At 60.8% G+C, this 25,362-nt stretch carries 22 protein-coding genes; 10 read left to right on the top strand and 12 right to left on the bottom strand.

The annotated features are described in order from the left end of the window. Window positions 1-59: 59 nt before the first annotated feature. The 3 genes from tsaC to U5A08_RS00100 all read right to left on the bottom strand — a co-directional run bounded on the left by tsaC (window position 60) and on the right by U5A08_RS00100 (window position 2,606). Window positions 60-617: an L-threonylcarbamoyladenylate synthase type 1 TsaC gene (gene tsaC, locus U5A08_RS00110; RefSeq protein WP_247407795.1), complete on the bottom strand. Its 558-nt coding sequence runs from the start codon at window positions 615-617 to the stop codon at window positions 60-62. Window positions 618-671: 54 nt separating this feature from the next. Then, entirely contained in the window at window positions 672-1,766 is a 1,095-nt protein-coding gene (dprA, locus tag U5A08_RS00105) for a DNA-processing protein DprA (RefSeq protein WP_253400247.1), read from the bottom strand. A 63-nt stretch (window positions 1,767-1,829) separates the two neighbouring features. Next, window positions 1,830-2,606: a peptidoglycan-binding protein gene (locus U5A08_RS00100; protein WP_321849697.1), complete on the bottom strand. Its 777-nt coding sequence runs from the start codon at window positions 2,604-2,606 to the stop codon at window positions 1,830-1,832. A 135-nt stretch (window positions 2,607-2,741) separates the two neighbouring features. On the opposite strand from U5A08_RS00100, the gene def reads away from it, so the two are divergent. The 5 genes from def (at window position 2,742) to U5A08_RS00075 (ending at window position 7,305) form a co-directional block, all read left to right on the top strand. Further along, complete coding sequence (gene def, locus U5A08_RS00095; RefSeq protein ID WP_253400245.1) at window positions 2,742-3,248, top strand: peptide deformylase; 507 nt, start codon at window positions 2,742-2,744, stop codon at window positions 3,246-3,248. A gap of 69 nt (window positions 3,249-3,317) precedes the next feature. Further along, window positions 3,318-4,271: a methionyl-tRNA formyltransferase gene (fmt, locus tag U5A08_RS00090; RefSeq protein ID WP_253400244.1), complete on the top strand. Its 954-nt coding sequence runs from the start codon at window positions 3,318-3,320 to the stop codon at window positions 4,269-4,271. Continuing rightward, the gene (rsmB, locus tag U5A08_RS00085; RefSeq protein ID WP_253400243.1) at window positions 4,268-5,578 is read left to right on the top strand and encodes a 16S rRNA (cytosine(967)-C(5))-methyltransferase RsmB; all 1,311 of its coding nucleotides are present in this window, start codon (window positions 4,268-4,270) and stop codon (window positions 5,576-5,578) included. The genes fmt and rsmB overlap by 4 nt, the downstream gene beginning before the upstream one ends. Before the next feature lie 22 nt (window positions 5,579-5,600). Then, window positions 5,601-6,974, top strand: a complete 1,374-nt coding sequence (gene trkA, locus U5A08_RS00080; RefSeq protein WP_253400242.1) for a Trk system potassium transporter TrkA — start codon at window positions 5,601-5,603, stop codon at window positions 6,972-6,974. A 19-nt stretch (window positions 6,975-6,993) separates the two neighbouring features. After that, on the top strand, window positions 6,994-7,305 hold the full coding sequence (locus U5A08_RS00075; protein ID WP_169863614.1) for a tetratricopeptide repeat protein: 312 nt from the start codon (window positions 6,994-6,996) through the stop codon (window positions 7,303-7,305). A gap of 63 nt (window positions 7,306-7,368) precedes the next feature. Here U5A08_RS00075 and U5A08_RS00070 read toward each other — a convergent pair whose 3' ends face one another. Together U5A08_RS00070 and U5A08_RS00065 are read right to left on the bottom strand one after the other, a co-directional pair. Next, window positions 7,369-8,256, bottom strand: a complete 888-nt coding sequence (locus tag U5A08_RS00070; RefSeq protein WP_017848962.1) for a lysophospholipid acyltransferase — start codon at window positions 8,254-8,256, stop codon at window positions 7,369-7,371. A 40-nt stretch (window positions 8,257-8,296) separates the two neighbouring features. Then, entirely contained in the window at window positions 8,297-8,854 is a 558-nt protein-coding gene (locus U5A08_RS00065; protein ID WP_106575980.1) for a DNA-3-methyladenine glycosylase I, read from the bottom strand. An 81-nt stretch (window positions 8,855-8,935) separates the two neighbouring features. Here U5A08_RS00065 and glyQ point away from each other — a divergent pair, with 81 nt between their 5' ends. The 4 genes from glyQ to U5A08_RS00045 all read left to right on the top strand — a co-directional run bounded on the left by glyQ (window position 8,936) and on the right by U5A08_RS00045 (window position 13,332). Then, on the top strand, window positions 8,936-9,889 hold the full coding sequence (gene glyQ, locus U5A08_RS00060) for a glycine--tRNA ligase subunit alpha (RefSeq protein ID WP_003213601.1): 954 nt from the start codon (window positions 8,936-8,938) through the stop codon (window positions 9,887-9,889). Further along, window positions 9,886-11,940 (top strand): glycine--tRNA ligase subunit beta, encoded by a 2,055-nt coding sequence (glyS, locus tag U5A08_RS00055; protein ID WP_321849686.1) that lies wholly within the window; start codon window positions 9,886-9,888, stop codon window positions 11,938-11,940. The genes glyQ and glyS overlap by 4 nt, the downstream gene beginning before the upstream one ends. After that, on the top strand, window positions 11,940-12,479 hold the full coding sequence (gmhB, locus tag U5A08_RS00050) for a D-glycero-beta-D-manno-heptose 1,7-bisphosphate 7-phosphatase (protein WP_247396770.1): 540 nt from the start codon (window positions 11,940-11,942) through the stop codon (window positions 12,477-12,479). Before glyS ends, gmhB begins: the two co-directional genes overlap by 1 nt. 82 nt (window positions 12,480-12,561) lie before the next feature. Further along, window positions 12,562-13,332 carry a lysophospholipid acyltransferase family protein gene (locus U5A08_RS00045; protein WP_253400240.1) on the top strand — a complete coding sequence of 257 codons (771 nt, stop codon included), beginning with the start codon at window positions 12,562-12,564 and terminating at the stop codon, window positions 13,330-13,332. A 183-nt stretch (window positions 13,333-13,515) separates the two neighbouring features. Here the strand turns inward: U5A08_RS00045 and U5A08_RS00040 are convergent, their stop codons facing one another. Further along, window positions 13,516-15,795, bottom strand: coding sequence for a CHASE2 domain-containing protein (locus tag U5A08_RS00040; RefSeq protein ID WP_321849683.1), 2,280 nt, complete (start codon window positions 15,793-15,795; stop codon window positions 13,516-13,518). Between the two features lie 436 nt (window positions 15,796-16,231). Here U5A08_RS00040 and U5A08_RS00035 point away from each other — a divergent pair, with 436 nt between their 5' ends. After that, window positions 16,232-16,954: a response regulator transcription factor gene (locus tag U5A08_RS00035; RefSeq protein WP_253400238.1), complete on the top strand. Its 723-nt coding sequence runs from the start codon at window positions 16,232-16,234 to the stop codon at window positions 16,952-16,954. A 32-nt stretch (window positions 16,955-16,986) separates the two neighbouring features. Here U5A08_RS00035 and U5A08_RS00030 read toward each other — a convergent pair whose 3' ends face one another. The 6 genes from U5A08_RS00030 to dnaA form a co-directional block, all read right to left on the bottom strand. After that, window positions 16,987-17,913 (bottom strand): LysR family transcriptional regulator, encoded by a 927-nt coding sequence (locus U5A08_RS00030; protein WP_321849681.1) that lies wholly within the window; start codon window positions 17,911-17,913, stop codon window positions 16,987-16,989. A gap of 101 nt (window positions 17,914-18,014) precedes the next feature. Further along, entirely contained in the window at window positions 18,015-18,788 is a 774-nt protein-coding gene (locus tag U5A08_RS00025; protein ID WP_321849679.1) for an SDR family oxidoreductase, read from the bottom strand. Between the two features lie 368 nt (window positions 18,789-19,156). After that, a complete protein-coding gene (gene gyrB, locus U5A08_RS00020; protein WP_321849678.1) occupies window positions 19,157-21,574 on the bottom strand; it encodes a DNA topoisomerase (ATP-hydrolyzing) subunit B in 2,418 nt (805 codons plus the stop codon). Between the two features lie 4 nt (window positions 21,575-21,578). Next, the gene (recF, locus tag U5A08_RS00015) at window positions 21,579-22,682 is read right to left on the bottom strand and encodes a DNA replication/repair protein RecF (protein ID WP_010565854.1); all 1,104 of its coding nucleotides are present in this window, start codon (window positions 22,680-22,682) and stop codon (window positions 21,579-21,581) included. Between the two features lie 20 nt (window positions 22,683-22,702). Further along, window positions 22,703-23,806: a DNA polymerase III subunit beta gene (gene dnaN, locus U5A08_RS00010; RefSeq protein WP_169876573.1), complete on the bottom strand. Its 1,104-nt coding sequence runs from the start codon at window positions 23,804-23,806 to the stop codon at window positions 22,703-22,705. Window positions 23,807-23,844: 38 nt separating this feature from the next. Then, the gene (gene dnaA / locus U5A08_RS00005; protein WP_253400234.1) at window positions 23,845-25,362 is read right to left on the bottom strand and encodes a chromosomal replication initiator protein DnaA; all 1,518 of its coding nucleotides are present in this window, start codon (window positions 25,360-25,362) and stop codon (window positions 23,845-23,847) included.

Below are 25,362 nucleotides of genomic sequence, written 5' to 3'. Positions count from 1 at the left end.
CCACATTCGACCGAGTTGTCTGTGGGAGGGGGCTTGCCCGCGATGGCCACGACCCGGTCTCACGACGGCCGCAACACCTCACCCGTCACCAGGTCGCGAATCAGGCTTGGGTTCTTGCGCCCACCGAGGGCGCCACCCAACACCAGATCGACCTGGCCACGGAAGTACTGCTCGACGCGAATCCGCGTGCGGGCGGCCGGGCGGCCCTGGGGGTTGGCCGAGGTGGAAATCAACGGCCCGACCAATGAGCACAAGTCGCGCACCAGCGGATGGTCGCTGACCCGCAACGCCACGGTGTCATGCACCCCTGTGACCCATTCCGGCAACAGGTTCTGATGAGGCACCAGCCAGGTATTCGGCCCCGGCCAGGTGCTGGCCATGCGGTCGATCCAGTCTTGCGGGAAGTCTTCGAAGAGAAAATCGAACTGGCGGATATTATCCGCGACCAGGATCAGGCCCTTATCCACCGAGCGGTTCTTGATCGCCAGCAGCCGGTCCACCGCCGCTTCGTTCCACGGGTCACAGCCCAGGCCCCAGACCGCCTCGGTTGGATAGGCAATCACCGCGCCTGCGCGAATTTCTCGTGCGGCTTCCAGCACACGCCACCTGTTGACCATTACTCACTCTCCGGACTAAAGCTCTGCGCAGTTTACCGATCTTCGTTACAAAACCTAGCAGCGCGCGAGCCAGCGCCCGCTTTCGCAGACCACCTGGCCTTCCAGCTCCAACTCGGTGAGTGTCGCCAGCACCTGGGACAACGGCCGCCCGCTGGCAATCGCCAAGGCTTCGCTGGTGTGCGGCGCAGCGTGCAGCAGTGCGACCAGCGGATGGGTCACCGGCAGCGGCACCGGACGCGACAGCGCCTGCCACCCGCGCAAGCCTTCAAGAATGTGCTCGATGGTTTCCACCAACACCGCGCCATCGCGAATGAGCTGATGACACCCCTTGGCCCCTGGATGATGGATCGAGCCCGGAATCGCATACACCTCGCGCCCTTGCTCGGCCGCAAGCCGCGCGGTGATCAGCGAACCGCTGGCCATGCCGGCTTCCACCACCAACACGCCGAGCGACAGACCACTGATGATGCGGTTGCGCCGAGGGAAATTGCCGGCCTGGGGCGCGGCGTCCAGCGGAAACTCGGAAACCACCGCGCTGCCCTGGGCAATCATCGCTGCCGCGAGGCGTCGGTGGCGCTGTGGATAAAACTTTTCCAGGCCGGTGCCGAGTACGCCGATTGTCTGCCCGCCGACCTCCAAAGCCGCTTGATGCGCCGCGCCGTCAATGCCCAGGGCCAGGCCGCTGGTGATGACAAAACCGGCGCTCGCCAGGCTGCGGGAGAAGGCGGCGGCGGTGTCCATGCCGGGGCGCGATGCGCGGCGGCTACCAACCATCGCCAACTGGGGTTTTTCCAGGATCGAAGGGTCGCCGGCAACGAATAACAACGGCGGTGCATCATCGATCTGGGCCAGCAGTGCGGGGTACTCAGGCTGGTCCCACATCAATAAATGCTGGCCCGGACGCGCCAGCCAGGCCAGCGCGGCACCCGCACCCTCGCGGACTTCATGGCTGCGCCGGGCCTCGGCACTGATGGCGGGCAACCCCAGCGAGCGCCAGGCGCTGGCCGGCGCACTGAGGGCCTTCGAGGCGCAGCCGAACGCGTCAATCAACAGGCGAAAACGCTTCGGACCCAGATCGGGCAGCCTGTGCAAACGTAGCCGGGCTTCCAGTTCTGCCGGGGAAATTTCACTGTTGTTTATCGGATACATCTGATCATCCTTGACCGGAACAAGCTGTGGATAACTCTGTTGGTAACTTATTTAGCAACCTATTTATTGCGTTTGACGGGCAGTCTCGAAACGGTCCATCACCGCCAGTGGCCGCGAGGCACTGAGGACCAGGCCGTAACTGAGCTTTTCATAGGTGCGAAACACCAGCAGCGTGCCGCCGCGCTCATCGGCCAGTTTCACCGGGGCGCCGCCGAGGACGTCGCGTACCGTGGCGCCGGTCTTGATCACGTTCAGCCGTTGGCCTTCGACCAGGCCGTCGCGGCGGCCTTTATTCAGGGTCACGGCATCCAGCACGCCGATCTGCGTAACACCCTTGGGTACGTCGATGATCTGCCCTTCAATAAACGGCACCGCCTGCTGGCCCTCCAGGCTGGCCAGCGCAACGGGCGGCTCGGAATGGAGTAAACGGTCGCCGGGGCGCACTTCCTGGGTGACGCGTTGCACGGCAAGGGTGGTCAGGTCGCCGGCCATCACCCAGCGCGCGGTGCCGATGTCGTCGGCGTTGATCCCCAGTAACTCCTGGGTTTGGGGGTCGGTGTAGACCTTGCCTCGGCGGAAGATCCCGTAACTGGGCTGGGCCGGGTCCAGGACGCCGCGGGCATGCACGCGCTCGCCATTGGCCCCCAGCACACGCCCGGCTTCTGCCGCGACAACGTAGGGCGCGTTATCGAGATCGAGGGGAGAATCGAGGATGCGATTGTGTAACAAAAATTGCTGGATGGCCTGTTGCGTCGGTTGATCCAGGCGCAGGCCAGGCGATGGAAGCAGGGCCAGGGCGAACGGAGCCCAGAGCAGCAAGACGAGTAGCGATTTCCTCATGGGGTCAATCTCCTTTATTATGTACGTTCGCGTGAAACGCCATAGCCTTCGCGGCTTCCGAGCGTTCCACACCGGTCGTGCGGGTCCATCCCAACGCCGATTTGCCTTTACCTCACATGTGCAGCAATTACGCTTATGGCTATTTTGAACATCCTCGAATTCCCCGACTCGCGCCTGCGCACGATCGCCAAACCGGTGGCCGTAGTGGACGACAAGGTTCGTCAGTTGGTCGATGACATGTTTGAAACAATGTATGAAGCCCCGGGCATCGGCCTCGCCGCGACCCAGGTCAACGTGCATCAGCGTGTCGTGGTGATGGACCTGTCCGAAGATCGCAGCGAGCCACGGGTGTTCATCAACCCAGAGTTCGAAGCGCTGACCGACGAAATGGGCGAATACCAGGAAGGTTGCCTGTCGGTGCCGGAGTTCTACGAGAACGTCGAACGCCCGGTGCGCGTGAAAATCAAAGCCCTGGACCGCGACGGCAAGCCTTTCGAGCAGGTTGCCGAAGGCCTGCTGGCGGTGTGTATCCAGCACGAATGCGACCACCTCAACGGCAAGCTGTTTGTCGATTACCTGTCCACGCTCAAACGTGACCGGATCAAGAAGAAGCTGGAAAAAAAGCACCGCCAGCAAGCTTGATGCCCTTCTTCCAAAGGCTTGCTGCGGCAAGCCTTTTTCTTTTGTGACTGTTGTTAACCGAGAACGCCCATGACCGAGCCACTGCGCATTGTTTTTGCCGGCACACCCGAATTCGCCGCTGAACACCTCAAGGCGCTGCTTGCCAGCCCTTATGACATCGTCGCGGTGTACACCCAGCCGGATCGCCCGGCCGGTCGCGGGCAAAAACTGATGCCGAGCCCGGTCAAGCAACTGGCGCTGGAGCACAACATTCCCGTGCTGCAACCGCCGACTCTGCGCAACGCCGAGGCCCAGGCCGAGTTGGCCGCGCTGAAACCGGACCTGCTGGTGGTGGTGGCCTACGGTTTGATCCTGCCCCAAGTGGTTCTCGATATCCCACGCCTGGGTTGCATCAACAGCCATGCTTCGCTGCTGCCACGCTGGCGCGGTGCGGCGCCGATCCAGCGCGCCGTGGAAGCGGGCGACAGCGAAAGCGGCGTGACCGTGATGCGCATGGAAGCGGGCCTGGATACCGGCCCGATGCTGCTGAAAGTCAGCACCCCGATCACCGCCGAAGACACCGGCGGCAGCCTGCACGATCGCCTGGCCGAGATGGGCCCGCCGGCCGTGATCCAGGCCATCGCCGGGCTCGCTGCCGGCACCCTGGAAGGCGAGGTGCAGGACGATAGCCTGGCGACTTACGCGCACAAGCTGAACAAGGACGAGGCGCGCCTCGACTGGAGCCGCCCGGCCGTGGAACTGGAGCGCCTGGTGCGCGCGTTCAACCCGTGGCCGATCTGCCACAGCACCCTCAATGGTGAAGCCTTGAAAGTACTCGCCGCCACCCTGGCCGACGGCAAGGGCGCCCCCGGTGAAATCATCGGCGCCAGCAAGGACGGCCTGCTGGTCGCCTGCGGTGAACAGGCGTTGTGTCTGACCCGTCTGCAATTGCCCGGCGGCAAGGCGCTTAATTTCAGCGACTTGTTCAACAGTCGTCGTGAGAAATTTGCCGTGGGCACGATGCTCGGGGTGGCAGCCCAATGAACCCGCGTCTGGCCGCCGCCAAGGCCCTGGCCGCCGTACTCAACGGCAAGGCTTCGCTGAACAGTTCACTGCCGACCCAGTTGGATAAGGTCGAAGACCGCGATCGCGGTTTCACCCAGGACCTGGCCTTCGGCACCGCGCGCTGGCAGCCGCGGCTGTCGGCGCTGGCGGCCAAGCTGCTGCAAAAGCCGTTCAAGGCGGCCGATGCCGATGTGGAAGCGCTGCTGCTGGTGGGCCTTTATCAATTGCTCTACACCCGCGTGCCGGCCCACGCCGCCATCGGTGAAACCGTCGGTTGCGCCGAGAAGCTGAAAAAGCCCTGGGCCAAAGCCCTGCTCAACGCCGTACTGCGCCGTGCCCAACGCGAAAGCGAAGCGCTGCTGGCCGAACTGGAACATGACCCGGTGGTGCGTACCGCGCACCCGCGCTGGCTGCAAAAATCCCTGAAGGCCTTCTGGCCCGAGCAATGGGAAGCCATTTGCGCAGCGAACAATGCGCACCCGCCGATGATCCTGCGGGTCAACCGTCGCCATCACCGCCGTGATGCCTACCTGCAATTGCTGACCGATGCAGGCATCGCGGCCACGCCGTGCGTGTACAGCCCCGACGGCATTGTGCTCGACGCCGCCACCGATGTGCGCAGCCTGCCGGGCTTCGCCGAAGGCTGGATCAGCGTGCAGGACGAAGCCGCGCAACTGGCGGCCGACCTGCTCGACCTGGCCCCGGGCCAGCGCGTGCTGGACGCCTGCTGCGCACCCGGCGGTAAGACTTGTCACATCCTCGAAGTCGAAAAAGACCTGGCCGGTGTCGTCGCCGTCGACCTGGAAGCCAAGCGCCTGGTGCGCGTGCGGGAAAACCTCGCACGCCTGGGCCTGAGCGCCGAGCTGATTGCCGCCGACGGCCGCGACACCGCCACCTGGTGGGACGGCAAGCCGTTCCAGCGCATCCTGCTCGATGCGCCGTGTTCCGCCACCGGCGTGATCCGTCGCCACCCGGACATCAAGCTGACCCGCCAACCCGACGACATCGCCGCCCTCGCCGTGCTGCAAGGCGAACTGCTCGACGCGTTGTGGCCGACCCTGGAAGTCGGCGGCATCCTGCTTTACGCCACCTGTTCCACCTTGCCCACCGAGAACACCGAGGTCATCGCAGCCTTCCTCGCCCGCACCAGCGGCGCACGGGAGCTGGACCTCGCTACGGCAGCCGGCATCAAGCAGCCCCACGGTCGCCAATTGCTTGCGCAAGAAGGCGGGCACGATGGCTTCTACTACGCCAAGCTGATCAAGATCGCCGCCGCACGCGGCTGAACGGTTTAAAGGGAGTGACCGGATGAAAATCATCATCCTTGGGGCAGGGCAGGTCGGTGGCACGCTGGCCGAACATTTGGCCGGCGAAGCCAACGACATCACCGTGGTCGACACCGATGCCGAGCGCCTGCGCAACCTGGGCGACCGCCTGGATATTCGTACCGTACAGGGCCGTGCGTCGTTTCCTACGGTGCTGCGTCAGGCGGGTGCCGACGATGCCGACATGCTGGTGGCTGTGACCAACAGCGACGAGACCAATATGGTCGCGTGCCAGGTCGCCCACACGCTGTTCCACACCCCGACCAAGATCGCCCGGGTGCGTGAAGCCGCCTACCTGACCCGCGCCGGCCTGTTCGACAACGATGCGATCCCGGTGGACGTCCTGATCAGCCCGGAGCAGGTGGTCACCCATTACATCAAGCGCCTGATCGAAATTCCCGGCGCCTTGCAGGTGATCGACTTCGCCGACGGCAAAGCGCAACTGGTCGCCGTGAAGGCCTATTACGGCGGCCCATTGGTCGGCCAGCAACTGCGCCAGCTACGTGAGCACATGCCGAATGTGGAAACCCGCGTAGCGGCGATTTTCCGACGTGACCGGCCGATCCTGCCCCAGGGCGACACGGTGATCGAGGCCGACGACGAAGTCTTCTTCATCGCCGCCAAAGCGAATATTCGTGCCGTGATGAGCGAAATGCGCCGTCTCGACGAGACGTATAAACGCATCGTCATCGCCGGTGGCGGGCAGATCGGCGAACGCTTGGCCGAGGCGATCGAGAGCCGCTACCAGGTGAAGATCATCGAGATGAGCCCGGCGCGCTGCCGGTATTTGTCCGACACCCTCGACAGCACCGTGGTCCTGCAAGGCAGCGCCTCGGACCGCGACCTGCTGATGGAAGAAAACATCGCCGATGCCGATATCTTCCTGGCCCTGACCAACGATGACGAGGCCAACATCATGTCGTCGCTGCTGGCCAAGCGGCTGGGGGCGAAGAAGGTGATGACCATCATCAATAACCCGGCGTATGTCGATCTGGTCCAGGGCGGCGATATCGACATCGCCATCAGCCCGCAGTTGGCCACCATCGGCACCTTGCTCACCCACGTGCGCCGTGGCGATATCGTCAGCGTACACTCGCTGCGCAGGGGCGCGGCGGAAGCCATCGAGGCGATCGCCCATGGCGACTCGAAGTCGAGCAAGGTCATCGGCAAGGCCATCCGCGACATCGGCTTGCCGCCGGGCACCACCATCGGCGCGATCATTCGCGATGAAGAAGTGATCATTGCCCACGACGACACGGTAATTGCCACCGGTGACCATGTGATCCTGTTCCTGGTGGATAAAAAATATATCCGCGATGTGGAGAAGCTGTTCCACGTGGGGCTGAGCTTTTTCTGATTAAACGGAGTACGCCGACATGCTCGAATCCCTGGAGAAGATGCTGGCCAAGGGTGTGGATAACGCACTGCTGCGCTTTGGGTTGGGCAAGGGTTATCTGGACCTGAAGGACAACGCCAAGGCGGCCGAGCATCTGCACAAGTGTGTCGAGTTTGATCCGAAGTATTCGGCGGCGTGGAAGTTGTTGGGTAAGGCGCACGTCGGATTGGGCGATCGTCCTGCTGCGCGACAGGCCTGGGAGAAGGGGATTGCGGCTGCTCAGGCCCATGGCGACAAGCAGGCCGAAAAAGAGATGACGGTGTTCCTGAAAAAACTCGACCGCCAGGCCTGAGCGGAACTCAAATGTGGGAGGGGGCTTGCCCCCTCCCACATTTTGTTTTGTGTTGCCCTTGGGTCAGTACCACCGCGCCTCACCCGGCGGGCGTTTCTTGAAGCGCTTCATGCTCCACATGTACTGGCTCGGGTAGGCGCCGACATAACGCTCCACCACTTTGCTCATCGCCGCGCAGGAGGTGGCGGTGTCGGTGCTGTACATGTCTTCCGGCGCTGCTTCCAGGATCACTTTGTAGCCTGAACCGTCCGGCAGGCGCAGGGCATGCAGGAACACGCCGACCGCCTTGTGGCCTGCGAGCATGTTCGGCACGAACTTGCTGGTCAGCGCCTGGGTGGCGAAGAACGGCACGAAGATCCCCGCCGATTCCGCCGGCTCCGGGTCGGCCGGAATGCCCACCTGGCCGCCTTTGCGCACTTCCTTGATCACGCTGAGGATGCCTTCCTTGGTCGACGCGGCCACGCGGTTACCCAGTTGCACGCGTTGCTTGCGCAGCAGGTCATCCACCGCCTTGAGCTTCGGCGGGCGGTAGAAAATGATCGGTTTGCACTGGCTGCAATAGAAGTGGTTCAACACCTCCCAGTTGCCCAGGTGGCTGGTGATACCGACCACGCCTTTGCCCGAGGCCAGGGCTTCGTGGAGGACTTCCAGGCCTTCGACTTCGCGCACCAGGTCAATGGAGCGTTGGGCCGGCCAGATCCAGGCGCAGGCGCTTTCGGTCAGGGACTTGCCGATGTCCATCAGGCTGCGGCCCACCAGGCGCTCGCGCTCGGCCGGGTCCATGTCCGGGAAGCATTTGGACAGGTTGATCCGCACCGTGTCGCGGGAGCGGTTGGGGGTTTTCCACATGATCCAGCCAATCGCCGAACCTACGGCTTGCACGGCGCGCCAGGGCAGCAGGGCAAATAACCGGAGAGCGCCTACCAGCAAGGCGCCTTTAAACTTTTCCACAGGTCACTCCTGATCGTGTGTGGTGCGCAAAGCGCGCATTCTAACCGGCGTTGGCCAAGTCCGCGTAACGGTCGCAGTCCTGGGTGTGGTCCATGACCATGCCCGAGGCCTGCATGAACGCGTAGCAAATGGTCGGCCCGACAAAGGTGAAACCGGCTTTTTTCAGGGCGCGGCTCATGGCCTCGGCCTCGGGCGTAATCGCCGGGACTTCGCTGCGGTCCTTGAAGTGATTGACCTTGGGCACGCCGCCGACAAACGACCACAGCAACCCCACCGGGTCCTCCAGCGCGAGCCAGGCCGCGGCATTGCGGCGGGTGGCGTTGAGCTTCAGACGATTGCGCACGATGCCCGGATCAAGCATCAACGCTTCGATCTCGGCATCGCTCAGCCGCGCCAGGCGCTGCGCATCAAAACCGAACAAGACCTTTCGATAATGCTCGCGTTTGCGTAAAACGGTGATCCAGGACAGGCCCGCCTGGAACCCTTCGAGCAAAAGTAACTCGAACAAACCCTGCGCATCGCGCAGCGGCGTTCCCCACTCCTGATCGTGATAAGCCATGTACAGCGGATCTTCAGAACACCAAAAGCAGCGTGGCATAAGGCTCCAGGGGATGGTGGCGCGGCCGAATCGGGTATACTCCCGCTCTTTAAATCGCAGCCCAAGTAACAGGTGAATTTCGTGAGCCAGCCTACGCCAGCCGTGCGTACCTTCCAAGACTTGATCCTCGCCCTCCAGCAGTACTGGGCCGAGCAAGGTTGTGTGGTACTTCAGCCCTACGATATGGAAGTAGGCGCCGGCACTTTCCACACCGCAACATTCCTGCGGGCCATCGGCCCGGAAACCTGGAACGCCGCTTATGTGCAGCCCAGTCGACGCCCGACTGACGGCCGCTACGGCGAAAACCCGAACCGTCTGCAGCATTACTACCAGTTCCAGGTGGTACTGAAGCCGAACCCGGACAACTTCCAGGAGCTGTACCTGGGCTCGCTGAAACATGTCGGCCTGGACCCGCTGGTCCACGACATCCGTTTCGTCGAAGACAACTGGGAATCGCCGACCCTCGGCGCGTGGGGCCTGGGCTGGGAAGTCTGGCTCAACGGCATGGAAGTCACGCAGTTCACCTACTTCCAGCAAGCGGGCGGCATCGAGTGCTACCCGGTGACCGGCGAGATCACCTACGGTCTCGAGCGCCTGGCCATGTACCTGCAAGGCGTGGACTCGGTCTACGACCTGGTGTGGGCAGACGGCCCGTTCGGCAAAGTGACCTACGGCGATGTGTTCCACCAGAACGAAGTGGAGCAGTCGACCTATAACTTCGAACACGCCAACGTCGAGAAGCTGTTCGAACTGTTCGACTTCTATGAAAGCGAAGCCAAGCGCCTGATCGAACTCGACCAGCCGCTGCCGTTGCCGAGCTATGAAATGGTGTTGAAGGCGTCCCATACCTTCAACCTGCTGGATGCCCGCCGCGCCATCTCGGTGACTGCGCGCCAGCAATATATTCTGCGTGTACGCACCCTGGCGCGTTCCGTCGCCCAAGCCTACCTGCTGGCACGTGCCAAGCTGGGCTTCCCGATGGCAACCCCGGACCTGCGTGATGAAGTGTTGGCTAAGCTGGAGGCTGCACAATGAGTGCTCAAGATTTTCTGGTTGAACTGGGCACCGAAGAGCTGCCACCCAAGGCGCTGAACACCCTGGCCGATGCGTTCCTGGCCGGTATCGAAAAAGGCCTGCAAAGCGCCGGCCTGAAGTTCGAGGCGAAAAAAGTCTACGCCGCGCCGCGTCGCCTGGCGGTGTTGCTGACCGCGCTGGAAACCCAGCAGCCGGACCGCAGCATCAACCTCGACGGCCCGCCACGCCAGGCTGCCTTCGACGCCGAAGGCAACCCGACCCAAGCGGCACTGGGCTTTGCCAAGAAGTGTGGCGTCGAGCTGAGCGAGATCGACCAGAGCGGCCCGAAACTGCGTTTCAGCCAGGTCATCAAAGGCAAGCCGACGGCCAGCCTGTTGCCGACCATTGTCGAAGACTCCCTGAACGACCTGCCTATCCCCAAGCGCATGCGCTGGGGGGCGCGCAAGGAAGAGTTCGTGCGTCCGACCCAGTGGCTGGTGATGCTGCTCGGTGACCGGGTCATCGATTGCACCATCCTTGCGCAGAAAGCCGGCCGCGATTCCCGTGGTCACCGCTTCCACCACCCGCAAAGCGTGCGTATCACTGCGCCGGCCAACTACCTCAACGACCTGCGCGCCGCCTATGTGCTGGCGGATGCCAACGAGCGTCGCGAGCTGATCAGCAAGCGCACCGAAGAGCTGGCCCGCCTGCAGGAAGGCACCGCCATCGTGCCGCCAAGCCTGTTGGACGAAGTGACCGCCCTGGTGGAATGGCCGGTGCCGCTGGTGTGCTCGTTCGAAGAGCGTTTCCTCGATGTGCCGCAAGAAGCCCTGATCATCACGATGCAGGACAACCAGAAGTACTTCTGCCTCTTGGACGTGGACGGCAAATTGCTGCCGCGCTTCATCACCGTGGCCAACATCGAAAGCAAGGACCCGCAGCAGATCATCGCCGGTAACGAGAAAGTCGTGCGCCCGCGCCTGACCGACGCCGAGTTCTTCTTCAAGCAAGACAAGAAGCAGAAGCTCGAAGACTTCAACCTGCGCCTACAAAACGTGGTGTTCCAGGAAAAACTCGGCAGCGTCTACGACAAGGCCGTGCGCGTTTCCAAACTGGCCGCCTACATTGCCCCGCGTATCGGTGGTGATACCGCCTGGGCCGCGCGTGCCGGCCTGCTGTCCAAGTGCGACCTGGCCACCGAAATGGTTGGCGAGTTCCCGGAAATGCAAGGCGTTGCCGGTTACTACTACGCCCTCAACGACGGCGAGCCGGACGATGTCGCCCTGGCCCTGAACGAGCAGTACATGCCGCGCGGTGCCGGCGCCGAGTTACCGACCACCCTGACCGGTGCGGCCGTGGCCATTGCCGATAAGCTGGACACCCTCGTCGGTATCTTCGGCATCGGCATGCTGCCCACCGGTAGCAAAGACCCGTATGCCCTGCGCCGTGCGGCCCTGGGCGTGCTGCGTATCCTGATCGACAAGAAGCTCGACCTCGACCTGACCCAGGCCGTGGTGTTCGCGGTCGGCCAGTTCGGTGGCAAGGTCAAGCAAACCGGCTTGGCCGAGCAAGTGCTGGAGTTCGTGTTCGACCGCCTGCGTGCGCGTTACGAAGACGAAGGCGTGGACGTTTCGGTGTATCTGTCGGTACGTGCCCTGCAACCGGGTTCGGCGCTGGACTTCGACCAGCGTGTGCAAGCCGTGCAGGCCTTCCGCAAACTGCCGGAAGCCGATGCCCTGGCCGCCGTGAACAAGCGTGTGTCGAACCTGCTGAGCAAGGCCGAAGGCCTGGGCAATGCCGATGTCGACCCTGGCCTGTTCGCCGATGCCAAGGAGTTCTCGCTGAACTCGGCCATCGCCAAGGCAGAAAATGCGGTGAAGCCGTTGATCGCCGAGCGTAACTACGCCGAAGCACTGGCGCGCCTGGCCACGTTGCGCGAGCCGGTGGATGCGTTCTTCGAAGCGGTGATGATCAATGCCGAAGATGCCGGCGTGCGGAAAAACCGCTACGCCATGTTGGCGCGTCTGCGCGGTCTGTTCATCAACATCGCAGACATTTCCGTACTGGGCTGATCATGTTGAAACTGCTGATTCTCGATCGGGACGGGGTGATCAATTACGACTCCGACGCTTACATCAAGTCGGTGGAGGAATGGATTCCACTGCCCGGCGCGATCGAGGCCATCGCGCAGTTGAGCAAAGCCGGCTGGACGGTGGCCGTCGCCACCAACCAGTCCGGCATCGCCCGCGGCTACTACGACATCGCTACCCTGGACGCCATGCACGCGCGCTTGCGCACGTTGGTGGCGGAGCAGGGCGGTGAAGTGGGACTGGTGGTGTACTGCCCCCACGGGCCGGATGAGGGCTGCGAATGCCGCAAGCCCAAGCCCGGCATGTTGAAAACTATTTCAGAACATTACAACGTGCCCCTGGCTGGGCTATGGTTCGTCGGGGACAGCCTCGGTGACCTGGAGGCGGCCAAAGCCGTCGACTCTCAGCCAGTTTTGGTAAAGACCGGGAAAGGCGAAAAGACCCAGGCGAAAAACCTGCCGGTAGGCACCTTGATTTTTGACGATCTGGCGGCGGTTGCCGCAGAACTTATCAACAACTAGCCACCCTCGACTTCCTGACCAAGGATTGTTCGGGAGTGCGCCATTAACAGGCGGGCTGTGTCCCGCAACGGTAAATGCCGCCATGTCGATTTTGCAGGCCATCAGAACCTTCTTCTTTTACCTGCTGTTGGGCACCAGTTCGTTTCTCTGGTGCACCCTGAGCTTTTTTATCGCGCCTTTCCTGCCGTTCAAGGCGCGCTATCGCTTCATCAACGTCTATTGGTGCCGCTGCGCGTTGTGGCTGACCAAGGTGTTCCTGAACATTCGCTTCGAGGTCAAGGGCGCGGAAAACGTCCCGGATCAGCCCTGTGTGATTCTGTCGAACCACCAGAGCACGTGGGAGACGTTCTTCCTCTCGGCGTACTTCTCGCCCCTGAGCCAAGTGCTCAAGCGTGAGCTGCTGTACGTGCCGTTCTTCGGCTGGGCCATGGCGATGCTGCGCCCGATCGCCATCGACCGTGACAACCCCAAGGCGGCGCTCAAGCATGTGGCCAAAAAGGGCGACGAACTACTCAAGGACGGCGTTTGGGTACTGATCTTCCCGGAAGGTACGCGTGTGCCCTACGGCACCGTCGGCAAGTTCTCACGCGGCGGCACGGCGTTGGCCGTCAACGCCAACCTGCCTGTTTTACCAATTGCACACAACGCCGGCAGGTTCTGGCCAAAAACCGGTTGGTTAAAACGTGCAGGCACCATCACCGTGGTGATTGGGGAACCGATGTACGCCGAAGGTGAAGGGCCGCGTGCAATTGCCGCGCTGAATGACCGCGCTGCAGCCTGGAATGAAGCCCAGCAACGTGCCATGGGTTCGCTGCCGCCGGAGCCGGTGATGGTGGACACGCCGGTAGTCTGAGAATCTGTGGATAACCTGTGTACTGTTTGTTCGAAAAATGCCATTTTTTCTTCATAACAAGCTGATTTGCTTAGATATTTCCAGAACTCATAAAAATACTAAAACCGTGCATAAGTATTTTTTTGCATAAAGAAACTGGTCCTTGAGACCGGTTTTTTATACACAGCGCAAAAGCCCGTTTTGTCAGTCTTCCAGCAGAGGCAGTTGCAAGGTGAATGTGGTGCCTTTGCTCACCACGCTTTCGCAGCAGATACGGCCACCATGACGCTCCACGACGGCCTTGACCATGGTCAGGCCCAGCCCAAGGCCTTCACTGCCTTGAGCGGAATCGAAGCGGCGATACTGGCTGAACAGTTCCGGCAAGTCCTCTGCCGCAATGCCTGCGCCCTGGTCGCTGATGCGACATTCCAACCAACCTTGCGCGCTGCTGTGGCTCAACCTCACGGTGGTGCCGGACGGCGAGTATTTGATCGCGTTCTCCAGCACGTTGAACAATGCGCGGGTAAGCAGGGATTGATCGGCCGACACCATGCCTTCATCCGCCTCATCCAGGTCGTTGACCAACTGGATGCCCTTGAGCTGGGCGATCACCGCCACTTGGTCAAACGCATCCATCACCAGCATGGCAAACAGGGTTGGCTGGAAGTGGTAGCCGTCAGCCTCGGCTTTCGCTAGCTGTACGAACGATTCGGTGAGGCTCAAGGCGCGTCGAACCTGCTGCTCGATCTGGGCAAACACCGGGGACTCAGCGTTATGCACGTCCAGCAATGCGAGGATCGCCGAGTGCGGCGCACGCAGGTCGTGGGACAGGAAGCGCAGCATGGTTTCGCGGTGTTGCTGGGCTTCGCGTTCCTTGCTCAAGTCGGTCAGGCTAAGCAACCAGCCGAGGGCGATATCACCTTCGGCGGGCAGCAGGGGCGCGATTTCCATGCGCAGGCTGCGTTGGTGGATGTCACGGAACTCGACGATTTCCAGGGCTGACAGGGCCGGGCGCACGCCGTTATGCAGCGGCGGATAGCCCAGGTCGGCGAGTTGTTCGAGCAGGTTTTCGTTGACCAGATCATTACCGAATACTTCGCGGGCAATACGGTTGGCCAACAGAATGTTGCCCCTGGGGTCGGTGATCAGGGTCGCCACCGGTAGGCATTCAAGGCCATCGGCCATGAAGCGTCGGGTGTCACGGGTCCGGCTAACGGCCTGCTCCAGCGCAAAGATGCGCCCTTGCAACACATCGCCTTTGTTCGCGGGCGCACGGCGGCGCTCGGGCAGCACCTTGGGTTCGTTGTCCAGTCGCGCCAGTTCCCAGCCAAAGTACGCGAGGATCACGCTCAAGCGGCGCCAGTTCCAGATCAGGTAGCTGAGCAACAAGCCGATCAGGCACGCGGCGGGCGACCACCAGTGACCAAGGCGTAACAGCGCCCACGCGCCGAGCAATGCGCCGGCCATGCACCCCAAGGTCATCCACAGGGCGTAGCGCGGACGGTACAACAACAGGCCCAGCAGCAACGCCACCCAGGCGGTTGCAATCAGTGCCGCGAGCCAGCCGGGGAGATCGACAATGCTGCGCTCCTGCAGCAAGCCGTTGAGCACATTGGCCTGGATCTCCACGCCCGCTGTGGTATCCGGAGTGGAGGAGAGCGGCGTCACAAAACGGTCACCCAACCCATAGGCGCTCGCGCCCACCAGGATCAGGCGATCACGCAGCAACTCGGCCGGCACTTCGCCGTGTAATACGCTGACATAGGACACACTGGGAAACGCATGTTGCTCAGACGTGAACGGGACACGAACCCTAAATTCCCGATGCCAGCGCTGAGTGTTGGGTTGCTCGCTGCGCCCAGGCATTTGCGCGGTTTGCCCGCTCAACCTATACGCCTGCCACGCCAACTGCGGGAGGGTGCTCCCAGGCGGGCCTTCGCGCAGATACAGGCTACGGACAGCACCGTCGCTGTCTGCTTCGACATTGATATGGCCCAGCCCCTTGGCACACTTGAGCAGCGGTAACAGCTGCTCGCCTGCCGGGCTTAAGCTCGCGGTGCCATCGCGTTCCAGGGGCAGCAGAACGTTGCCGGCGTTGCACACTGCATTCGCCAGTCGCTGGTCATCGGCGGCGTTACCCGCGTCATTGAAGATCACATCGAACAAGATCGCCGTCGGCTGGGCCGCGCTCAGACGGTTGATCAAGTCCGCATGCAGGCTGCGGGGCCAGGGCCATTGACCCAGCTTCTTCAGGCTTTGGTCATCGATAGTCACCAGCAAAATACGCGGATCAACCGGCAGGGGAGTCAGACGGCGAAGGCTGTCATACAACGGGCTGTTAAAGGCAAGGCTCGAGCTTAAAGACAGATACGCGGTGAAGGGCAGCAACACCAGGCCAATCCACAACCACTCGCGGACCAGACCGTGGAACAAGAGTTGCGCTTGCGTGGGCTGGCGCTTTTCGGCCTTGCGCCACAGCGTCACAGCGCGACCGCCGGGAACCCGCACCGCTGCTGAAAATGGATAGTTGAAGATGTCATAGACCCGGTTTCTCCGTCCAGGTGGTGCGCGGTGTGGTGCTGAACCCAGTGAAGCTCATTTTGATCGCCCCAGGGGTTTTCCTGAATGCGTTGGTTGAAACATACCGTACATCGGGGCGCAGTATCAGCTGCGCGCACGGCTATGCAATGCCAGTAGCACTGATCCTTTTCCTTACGCACGGGAGTCGGTATCTTTCCCCTTGAGCCACACGGTTTTTCAAAGCATTAACGGCCCGTTGATATGAGCGTACCGAGAGATCCCAAGGCTCGTTGAATCTGACCACAATTCTTCAGATTCAATGACCGGCATTCGCGCAGCAAGGACGCCCGCTCTTCGACCGGCCGATAGCTGAAATATTTCAAGTTGAAAGGACCTACCCATGCGTGTCGCAATACTGGATGACGAACCCGCTGAATTGCAGCGGGTGGAACAGACACTGCGACAGATCCCCAGCAACTTGGAACAGCCCTGGTCTGTGCATTGCTTCGAACGCGGTGATGATCTGCTGCGCCAACTGCGTCGGGAAACCTTCGACCTGCTGATCCTCGACTGGCAACTGCCCGATATCAGCGGTCTCGCCCTGCTGCGCTGGACCCGTGAACACATGGAGTCGCCCCCGGCGGTGATCATGCTCACCAGCCGTGATGCCGAGAGCGATATCGTCACCGCCCTGAACAGCGGCGCCGACGATTACGTCAGTAAACCCTTTCGCCCGAATGAACTCAAAGCCCGGGTCAGCGCCGTTCTACGTCGCCACGGCCTGCAAAAGTCGGCGACCCCTGAAGTGCAAAACTTCAACGACCTGACCTTTGACGATGCCGAATTGACCGTCACCCGCGCGGGCAAACCGATCAACCTGACCGAACGCGAATACCGCCTGGCCAGTTGCCTGTTCGCAAACCTGGCTCGCCCATTGTCTCGCGAGTATCTGTATGAACGATTCTGGACCCATGAAGAAATGGTCTCGTCCCGTCCGCTGGACACACATATCTATCGGCTGCGGAACAAGCTGGGGTTGACCGCGGATCGGGGTTGGCAGTTGTTGACGATCTATGGATACGGCTACCGGTTGGAGAGTGTGGCGGCCGCCTCATCGGGTTAAAAATGCCGATGTTCCACGTGGAGCATTTTGCGTTACGGCACAGGGGCGTGGTGGTTATCTAAGTAAGGTCGCATCAACGCCTCAAACCACTCATGGAAGACATCCAGTCGCTGCGAACGCTGCCGGCGGTGCGGGTAGAGCAGGGATACCGGCATCGAAGATGCACGGTAGGTCGACATGACCTCCACCAACTGCCTTGAGTCCAGCAGGTGCTGGACGTCGAAACGCGGGATCTGGATCAGCCCCAGCCCTGCAAGGCAGCAAGCGATGTAGCTCTCGGCATTGTTTACGATCACCCGACTTGGCACGTCGAACCGCTGCACGCTGCCGTCGCCGGACAGATATTCCCAGGGCAGTTCCCTGCCCGACTTCGGCGATGCATAGCCGATGGTCCAATGTCCGTCGAGTAGCTGCGCAGGCTGCTGAGGCTCTCCATGCTCAAGCAGGTAAGCCGGGCTCGCACAATTGATCAAAGCAATCTGACCCAGCGGCCGCACCACAAGACTGCTGTCATGCAGCGCACCAACGCGCACCGCGCAGTCCACACCTTCCTGCACCAGATCGATGGCCCGGTCGGTCGAACCCAAGATCAGTTGAAGCTGGGGGTGACGACGCAACAGGCCGGGCAGCGCTGGCGCGATGACGCGGCGGGCGATGCGGCTGGGCACATCGACGATCAGCCGGCCGGAGACTTGCCGCTGGCTGGCCTGGAACAACTGGTCGATATCTTCGACGTCGGTCAACACCGAGCGCACGCGACCGAGCAATTGCTCCCCATCGGGTGTCAGGCGTACCTGTCGTGTCGTGCGATGCAGTAAGCGCACGCCCAGTTGGGTCTCCAACTGCTGGACGGCCGCAGACACCGACGCTCGTGGCATCTCCAGCGCGTTGGCGGCCTTGATGAAACTGCCCATCGCGGCCACTTGGGCGAATACGCGGTACTGGTCGAATCTGTCCATGTATCTGCCCTGCCGATGGTCCCAACGTCAGCCTGCTCTGCGTCGATTGTACGGCGCCCCAGCAGCGGAAGGCGATGAGGATCACGCTGCGGATAATGGACTTACTTGGTGGTGTAGCCGCCATTGATGAGAATGGTCTGGCCCGTGATCCACCAGCCGTCGCTGACCAGATGGCGAATGAAAGGCACCACGTCCTCGATGTCGGTCAGACCCGTTGTGCTGAACGGCGAGAGCGCCGCGGCGGTCTTGTGATAGGCCACCGCGTCGGCGCCTTCGGCCGGGTAGAAGAACGGCGTGTCCATCGGGCCAGGACCGACCGCCGTCACCGAGATGCCGCGGGCGCCCAATTCCTTGGAGGCCGCGCGGGTGTAGTGTTCGACCGGCGCCTTGGTGCCAGCATAGGCGGCATAGAACGGTGTGAAGGCACCCAGCAGCGACGTGACTATCGTGCAGATCTTGCCATGGTCGTTGAGGTGCTTACCTGCTTCCTTTAGGAAGAAGAAAGCGGTCTTGGAGTTGACCGCGCTCATCTCGTCGTATTCGGCCTCACTCACCTCGGCCATCGGCTTCTTGAGCACCTTGCCAACGGTGTTGATGGCGATATCGGGCTTGCCGACGGCGGCGATGGCATCGGCGAACAGCTTCTCGACGGCGCCGGCCGTCGTCAGATCCCCCTGAAGCGCGACAGCCTGCGCGCCGCTGGCTTGGACGGCGGCAACCGTGGCGTCGGCATCAGCCTTGGACGCGGCGCTGTTGTAATGGATCGCGACAGCCTTGGCGCCCTGTGCGGCCATATCACGGGCGATGAGGCCGCCAAGGTTCTTCGCGCCGCCAGCGATGAGAACAACTTTGCCTTTAATGGAATGGTCTGCCATGGGGGAAGCTCCTTCACGAATCGATGGAGAATCGAGATTAGGCTGCTTCAACCAGGCGATAAACCGTCGGTGACTGGATGAATCATCCAAAAAAACACCCCAATCCAGCGGATTGGGGTGGGTCGGTCACGCAATAGGGGGCCAGATTGGACGCGAAAAGAAGCCCGCAATTTGGCGGGCTCTCTTCACGATGGTCAGCTAGCCGGTGAGGATTAGCCGAACCATCTATGTGTGCAAAGTGGCAATTCAACGGAGGACCTGGAAATACAGGCAAAAAAAGGCCAACCCGCAGGGGTTGGCCTTTTTTGTAGCGCGGCGAAAGCAGCATAGTGTGAAATTCAGCTGCTTTTGTGAGTTCCTACACCTGATCAGAAATCCAGGTTAGACACCGCCAAGGCGTTGGTCTCGATGAAGTCACGGCGAGGCTCGACCGCATCACCCATCAGGGTGTTGAAGATCTGGTCTGCGCCGATGGCGTCTTCGATGGTCACGCGCAGCATACGGCGCTGAGCCGGGTCCATGGTGGTTTCCCACAGTTGATCCGGGTTCATCTCGCCCAGACCTTTGTAGCGCTGGATAGTGTGACGCTTGGTGCTTTCGGCCATCAGCCAGTCAAGGGCTTCCTTGAATTCCCTGACCTGCTTCTTGCGTTCGCCACGTTGAATATAAGCGCCGTCGTCCAGCAGGGTGCTCAGTTGTGCGCCCAGGGTGACCACGGTTTTGTAGTCGTTGCTGCCGAAGAAGTCGCGGTTGAAGGTGACGTAGTTGGACAGGCCGTGGGAGATCAATTCGACCTCAGGCAGCCACACATTACGTTCACGGTCTTCACGCAGGCTGGCTTTGTAGACCAGGCCGGATTTCTCGACGGTGCGTAGGCGCAATTCGTACTGGGCCAGCCAATCCTGCATTGCTGCGTGATCGCCCAACTGTTCCAGGCTCACGGCCGGCAGGTAGATGAAGTGCTCGGTCAGTTCCTGCGGGTACAGGCGCGACAGACGCTTGAGGGTCTTCATGACCATGCGGAAGTCGTTGACCAGGCGCTCCAGCGCCGCTCCGGAAATGCCCGGCGCTTCGTCGTTCAGGTGCAGGCTGGCATCTTCCAGGGCCGACTGCGTCATGTACTCTTCCATGGCGTCGTCGTCTTTGATGTATTGCTCTTGCTTGCCCTTTTTGACTTTGTACAACGGCGGCTGAGCGATGTAGATGTAGCCGCGCTCGATCAGCTCCGGCAACTGACGGAAGAAGAAGGTCAGCAGCAGGGTACGGATGTGCGAACCGTCGACGTCAGCATCGGTCATGATGATGATGTTGTGATAACGCAGCTTGTCGATGTTGTACTCATCGCGGCCAATACCGCAGCCCAACGCCGTGATCAAGGTGCCGACTTCCTGGGAAGAAATCATCTTGTCGAAGCGCGCTTTCTCAACGTTGAGGATCTTACCCTTCAACGGCAGGATGGCCTGGGTGCGACGGTTACGACCCTGCTTGGCGGAACCGCCAGCAGAGTCACCTTCCACCAGGTACAGCTCGGAGAGGGCAGGGTCCTTCTCCTGGCAGTCAGCCAGTTTGCCCGGCAGGCCGGCGATGTCCAGCGCGCCTTTGCGGCGGGTCATCTCACGGGCTTTACGCGCCGCTTCACGGGCACGTGCTGCGTCGATCATCTTGCCGACAACCAGCTTGGCTTCGTTCGGGTTTTCCAACAGGAAATCGGAGAAGTACTTGCCCATCTCCTGTTCCACGGCGGTCTTCACTTCGGAAGACACCAGCTTGTCTTTGGTCTGGGAGCTGAACTTGGGGTCCGGTACTTTCACCGAAATAATCGCAGTCAGACCTTCACGGGCATCGTCACCGGTGGTGGCGACTTTATGCTTCTTGGCCAGGCCTTCGGCTTCGATGTAGGTGTTCAGGTTACGCGTCAGTGCGGAACGGAAACCCACCAGGTGAGTACCGCCGTCGCGCTGTGGAATGTTGTTGGTGAAGCACAACAGGTTCTCGTTGAAGCTGTCGTTCCACTGTAGGGCGATTTCCACGCCGATGCCGTCTTCACGCTGAACATTGAAGTGGAACACCTGGTTGACCGCAGTCTTGTTGGTGTTCAGGTATTCAACGAACGCACGCAGGCCGCCTTCGTATTTGAACAGCTCTTCCTTGCCGCTGCGCTCATCCTTGAGGACGATGCCAACACCGGAGTTGAGGAAGGACAGTTCACGAATCCGCTTGGCCAGGATGTCCCAGCTAAAGTGGATGTTCTTGAAGGTTTCAGCCGATGGCTTGAAGTGGATCTGCGTACCGGTAGATTCACTCTCGCCAACGATCCTCATCGGTTCTTGTGGAACACCATGGATGTAGGTCTGTTCCCAGATTTTGCCGCTACGGCGCACTGTTAGAATCAGCTCTTTAGACAGTGCGTTCACCACCGACACACCAACACCGTGCAGACCGCCGGAGACTTTATAGGAGTTGTCGTCGAACTTACCGCCGGCGTGGAGCACGGTCATGATGACCTCTGCCGCCGAAACGCCTTCTTCTTTATGCACGTCTACCGGAATGCCACGACCGTTGTCGCGCACGGTGATGGACTCATCCGGGTGAATGATAATGCTGATGTCGTCGCAGTGACCGGCCAGAGCTTCGTCGATGGAGTTGTCGACCACCTCGAACACCATATGGTGCAGACCGCTACCATCATCGGTGTCGCCAATGTACATACCGGGACGTTTGCGTACGGCATCCAAACCTTTCAGCACTTTAATGCTGGTCGAGTCGTACGTGTTTTCTTCGCTCATGCCTTCACTCCCGATGGTCGTGGGTCTGGGTGATACGGCCTTGTTCCACGTGGAACAAAGCGACTGGCGTTTCCGTCTGCCAGCCTTCCCTCAATAATTCGTGGTCTACACAGGTGATAAACACCTGGCAGCGTAAGTCTTCCAACAAGCGGCATAACGCGCGGCGGTGTTGCTCGTCGAGTTCTGACGGCAAATCATCCACCAGATAAATACATTGACCGCGCCGGGCTTGGCTAACCAAGTGCCCTTGGGCGATACGCAATGCACACACCACCAACTTCTGCTGGCCGCGGGACAAGATATCCGCGGCATTATGTGCGCCTAACCTAAGACGCAAATCAGCGCGCTGGGGGCCGGCCTGGGTGTGGCCGATTTGCTGATCCCGCTGCAAGGACGTGGCGAGCACTGCACTCAGTTCACGCTCTTTGTCCCAACCGCGGTAGTAGCTCAGCGTTAGCCCTTCGAGGTCCAACAACTCACTCAAGGTCTGCTCAAAGACTGGTTTCAAGGCTTTGATATAGGCGCGGCGGTATTCATCTATTTCGTCGCTGGCCAGGCACAGTTCCCGGTCCCAGGCTGCTTGTGAAGCGGCGTCAAGTGTACCATGCCGCAGCCATGAGTTCCGCTGCCGCAAGGCCTTCTGCAGGCGCTGCCAAGTGGCCATGAAGCGCGGTTCCACGTGGAACACTCCCCAATCGAGGAACTGCCTACGGATTTTCGGCGCGCCTTCCAGCAAACGGAAACTGTCAGGGTTGATCAACTGCAGCGGCAGAATTTCCGCCAACTGCGCCGCACTGCGAGCATTTTGTCCGTCGATGCGAATCTGAAACTCGCCGCCGCGATCACGGGATATCCCCAGGCTGCTGTGGCCACCTTCAGCCAACTCGACCTGGCCAAACACCGTACACGCCAGTTGTTCGTACTGAATCACCGGCAACAGGCGGGCACTGCGGAAAGACCGGGCAAGCCCCAACAAATGGATGGCTTCCAGCACGCTGGTTTTGCCACTGCCGTTGGCGCCATGGAGGATATTGATGCGGGGGGAGGGGGAGAAGGTCACCGGGTGCAGATTGCGCACCGCGGTGACCGAGACGCGACTGAGGGACATCTAGCTTCTGCTGAGCATGATTACAGACGCATCGGCATAACAACGTAAGCCGAGTCGTCGTTGTCGGATTCTTGCACCAGCGCACTGCTGTTGGAGTCAGACAGAATCAGGCGAACCTGTTCGGTGGTCATCACACCCAGCACGTCCAACAAGTAGCTCACGTTGAAGCCGATTTCCAGCGAACCGCCGTTGTAGTCGACGCCCACTTCTTCTTCCGCTTCTTCCTGCTCCGGGTTGTTGGCCTGGATCTTCAGTTGGCCGTTGGCCAATTGCAGGCGAATACCCCGGTACTTTTCGTTCGACAGAATCGCAGTACGGCTGAACGCCTCACGCAGGGCCTGGCGATCACCGACCACCAGCTTGTCGCCACCTTTAGGCAGTACGCGCTCGTAATCCGGGAACTTGCCGTCAACCAGCTTGGAGGTGAAGGTGAACTCGCCGGTGGTGGCGCGGATGTGGTGCTGGCCCAGGACGATGCTGACGTTGCCGTCCGGCTCGGTGAGCAGGCGCGCCAGTTCGAGGATACCTTTGCGCGGCACGATCACCTGGTGACGGTCCGGCTGACCGATATCGGCCTTCATCGAACACATGGCCAGGCGGTGACCGTCGGTGGCCACGGCGCGAATAATGCCTTCCGATACTTCCAGCAACATACCGTTAAGGTAATAACGCACGTCCTGCTGGGCCATGGCGAAGCTGGTGCGCTCGATCAAACGGCGCAGTTTGCTTTGCTCCAGGCTGCAGGTCAGCGAACCCGGGCCTTCTTCCACAGTCGGGAAGTCATTGGCCGGCAAGGTCGACAAGGTGAAGCGGCTGCGACCGGCCTTGACCACCAGCTTCTGCTCATCGACCTTGATGTCGATCAGCGCGTCGTTGGGCAAGCTCTTGCAGATATCCATCAGCTTGCGCGCGGGCACAGTGATCTCGCCAGGTTCAGCGGGCTCTTCCAGTTGAACACGGCCCACCAGTTCGACTTCCAGGTCGGTGCCGGTCAGGGACAATTGCTGGCCTTCGACAACCAGTAATACGTTGGAAAGTACCGGCAAGGTCTGTCGGCGCTCGACGACGCCTGCGACCAGTTGCAGGGGTTTCAACAGGGCTTCGCGTTGAATGGTGAAGTGCATGGTCTAGTCCCTTGCCTTAATAAGCTGCGCTGGTGTCATCAAGTAGTCAGTGTACGCAGCAGGTTCTTGTAGTCCTCGCGAATATCCGCGTCGGATTCCTTAAGTTCGTTGATCTTGCGGCATGCGTGCAAGACCGTAGTGTGGTCGCGACCACCGAAGACATCGCCGATTTCCGGCAGGCTGTGGTTGGTCAACTCTTTGGAGAGTGCCATGGCCACCTGACGCGGACGAGCCACCGAACGCGAACGGCGCTTGGACAGCAGGTCGGAAATCTTGATCTTGTAGTACTCGGCCACGGTGCGCTGGATGTTATCCACACTCACCAGTTTGTCCTGCAGTGCCAGCAGGTCTTTCAGGGATTCGCGAATCAGCTCGATGGTGATGTCGCGGCCCATGAAGTGCGAGTGCGCGATGACCCGCTTGAGTGCGCCTTCCAGCTCACGCACGTTGGAGCGAATGCGTTGGGCGATGAAGAACGCGGCGTCGTGTGGCAGATCGACTTTCGCCTGATCGGCCTTTTTCATCAAGATCGCTACGCGGGTTTCCAGTTCCGGCGGCTCGACAGCCACGGTCAGGCCCCAGCCAAAGCGCGACTTCAAGCGTTCTTCCAGGCCTTCGATTTCCTTCGGGTAGCGGTCGCTGGTCAAGATGACCTGCTGGCCGCCTTCGAGCAAGGCGTTGAAGGTGTGGAAAAACTCTTCCTGGGAACGTTCCTTGCGCGCGAAGAACTGAATGTCATCGATCAGCAAGGCATCCACGGAACGGTAGAACCGCTTGAATTCGTTGATAGCGTTGAGCTGCAGGGCCTTGACCATGTCAGCCACGAAGCGCTCCGAGTGCAGGTACACCACCTTGGCATTCGGGTTCTTCTTTAATAGATGGTTACCCACCGCATGCATCAAGTGCGTCTTACCCAAGCCAACGCCACCATAAAGGAACAGCGGGTTGTAACCATGCTTGGGGTTGTCCGCCACTTGCCAGGCGGCCGCGCGGGCCAACTGGTTGGATTTACCCTCGACGAAGTTTTCAAAGGTAAAGGTACGGTTGAGGTAGCTGGTGTGCTTGAGCGCGCCTTCAACCTGCACGGTGCGCTGTTCGGCGCGAACCGGTGCTTGCTGGGAACTGGCACCCGCCATCGGATCGAAGCTGTCGCGGGACGGCTCTTCGTTGGCCGGCGCGTTTTTCTGAGCCGACGATTTCGAAGCTGTCGGCGCAGGCGCTGGCGTGTTGTTGACCGGTGCGGTCGCCGCCTGGGATTGCGACGCAGCCGCCGCCAATGGCGCATTCGGCGCAGCGCGAGGGGCGGAGCTACGTTTGCTGCCTATTAATAGAGAGAGCACGGGCGCGAGACCGTTGCCATGTTCATCGAGCAATTCGAGAACGCGGCTCAGGTATTTCTCGTTGACCCAGTCGAGAACAAAACGATTAGGTGCGTAGACACGCAACTCGTCGCCTTCGGCTTCGACCTGTAGCGGACGGATCCAGGTGTTGAATTGCTGGGCAGGCAGCTCATCGCGCAAAAGCTCCACGCACTGCTGCCAAAGTTCCACTGACAC

The sequence above is a fragment of the Pseudomonas paraveronii genome (genome assembly GCF_963681955.1).
GTDB classification, from domain to species: domain Bacteria; phylum Pseudomonadota; class Gammaproteobacteria; order Pseudomonadales; family Pseudomonadaceae; genus Aquipseudomonas; species Aquipseudomonas paraveronii.
Note: the sequence above shows the minus strand (reverse complement) of the source record. Positions and strands in the feature narration are given on the sequence as shown.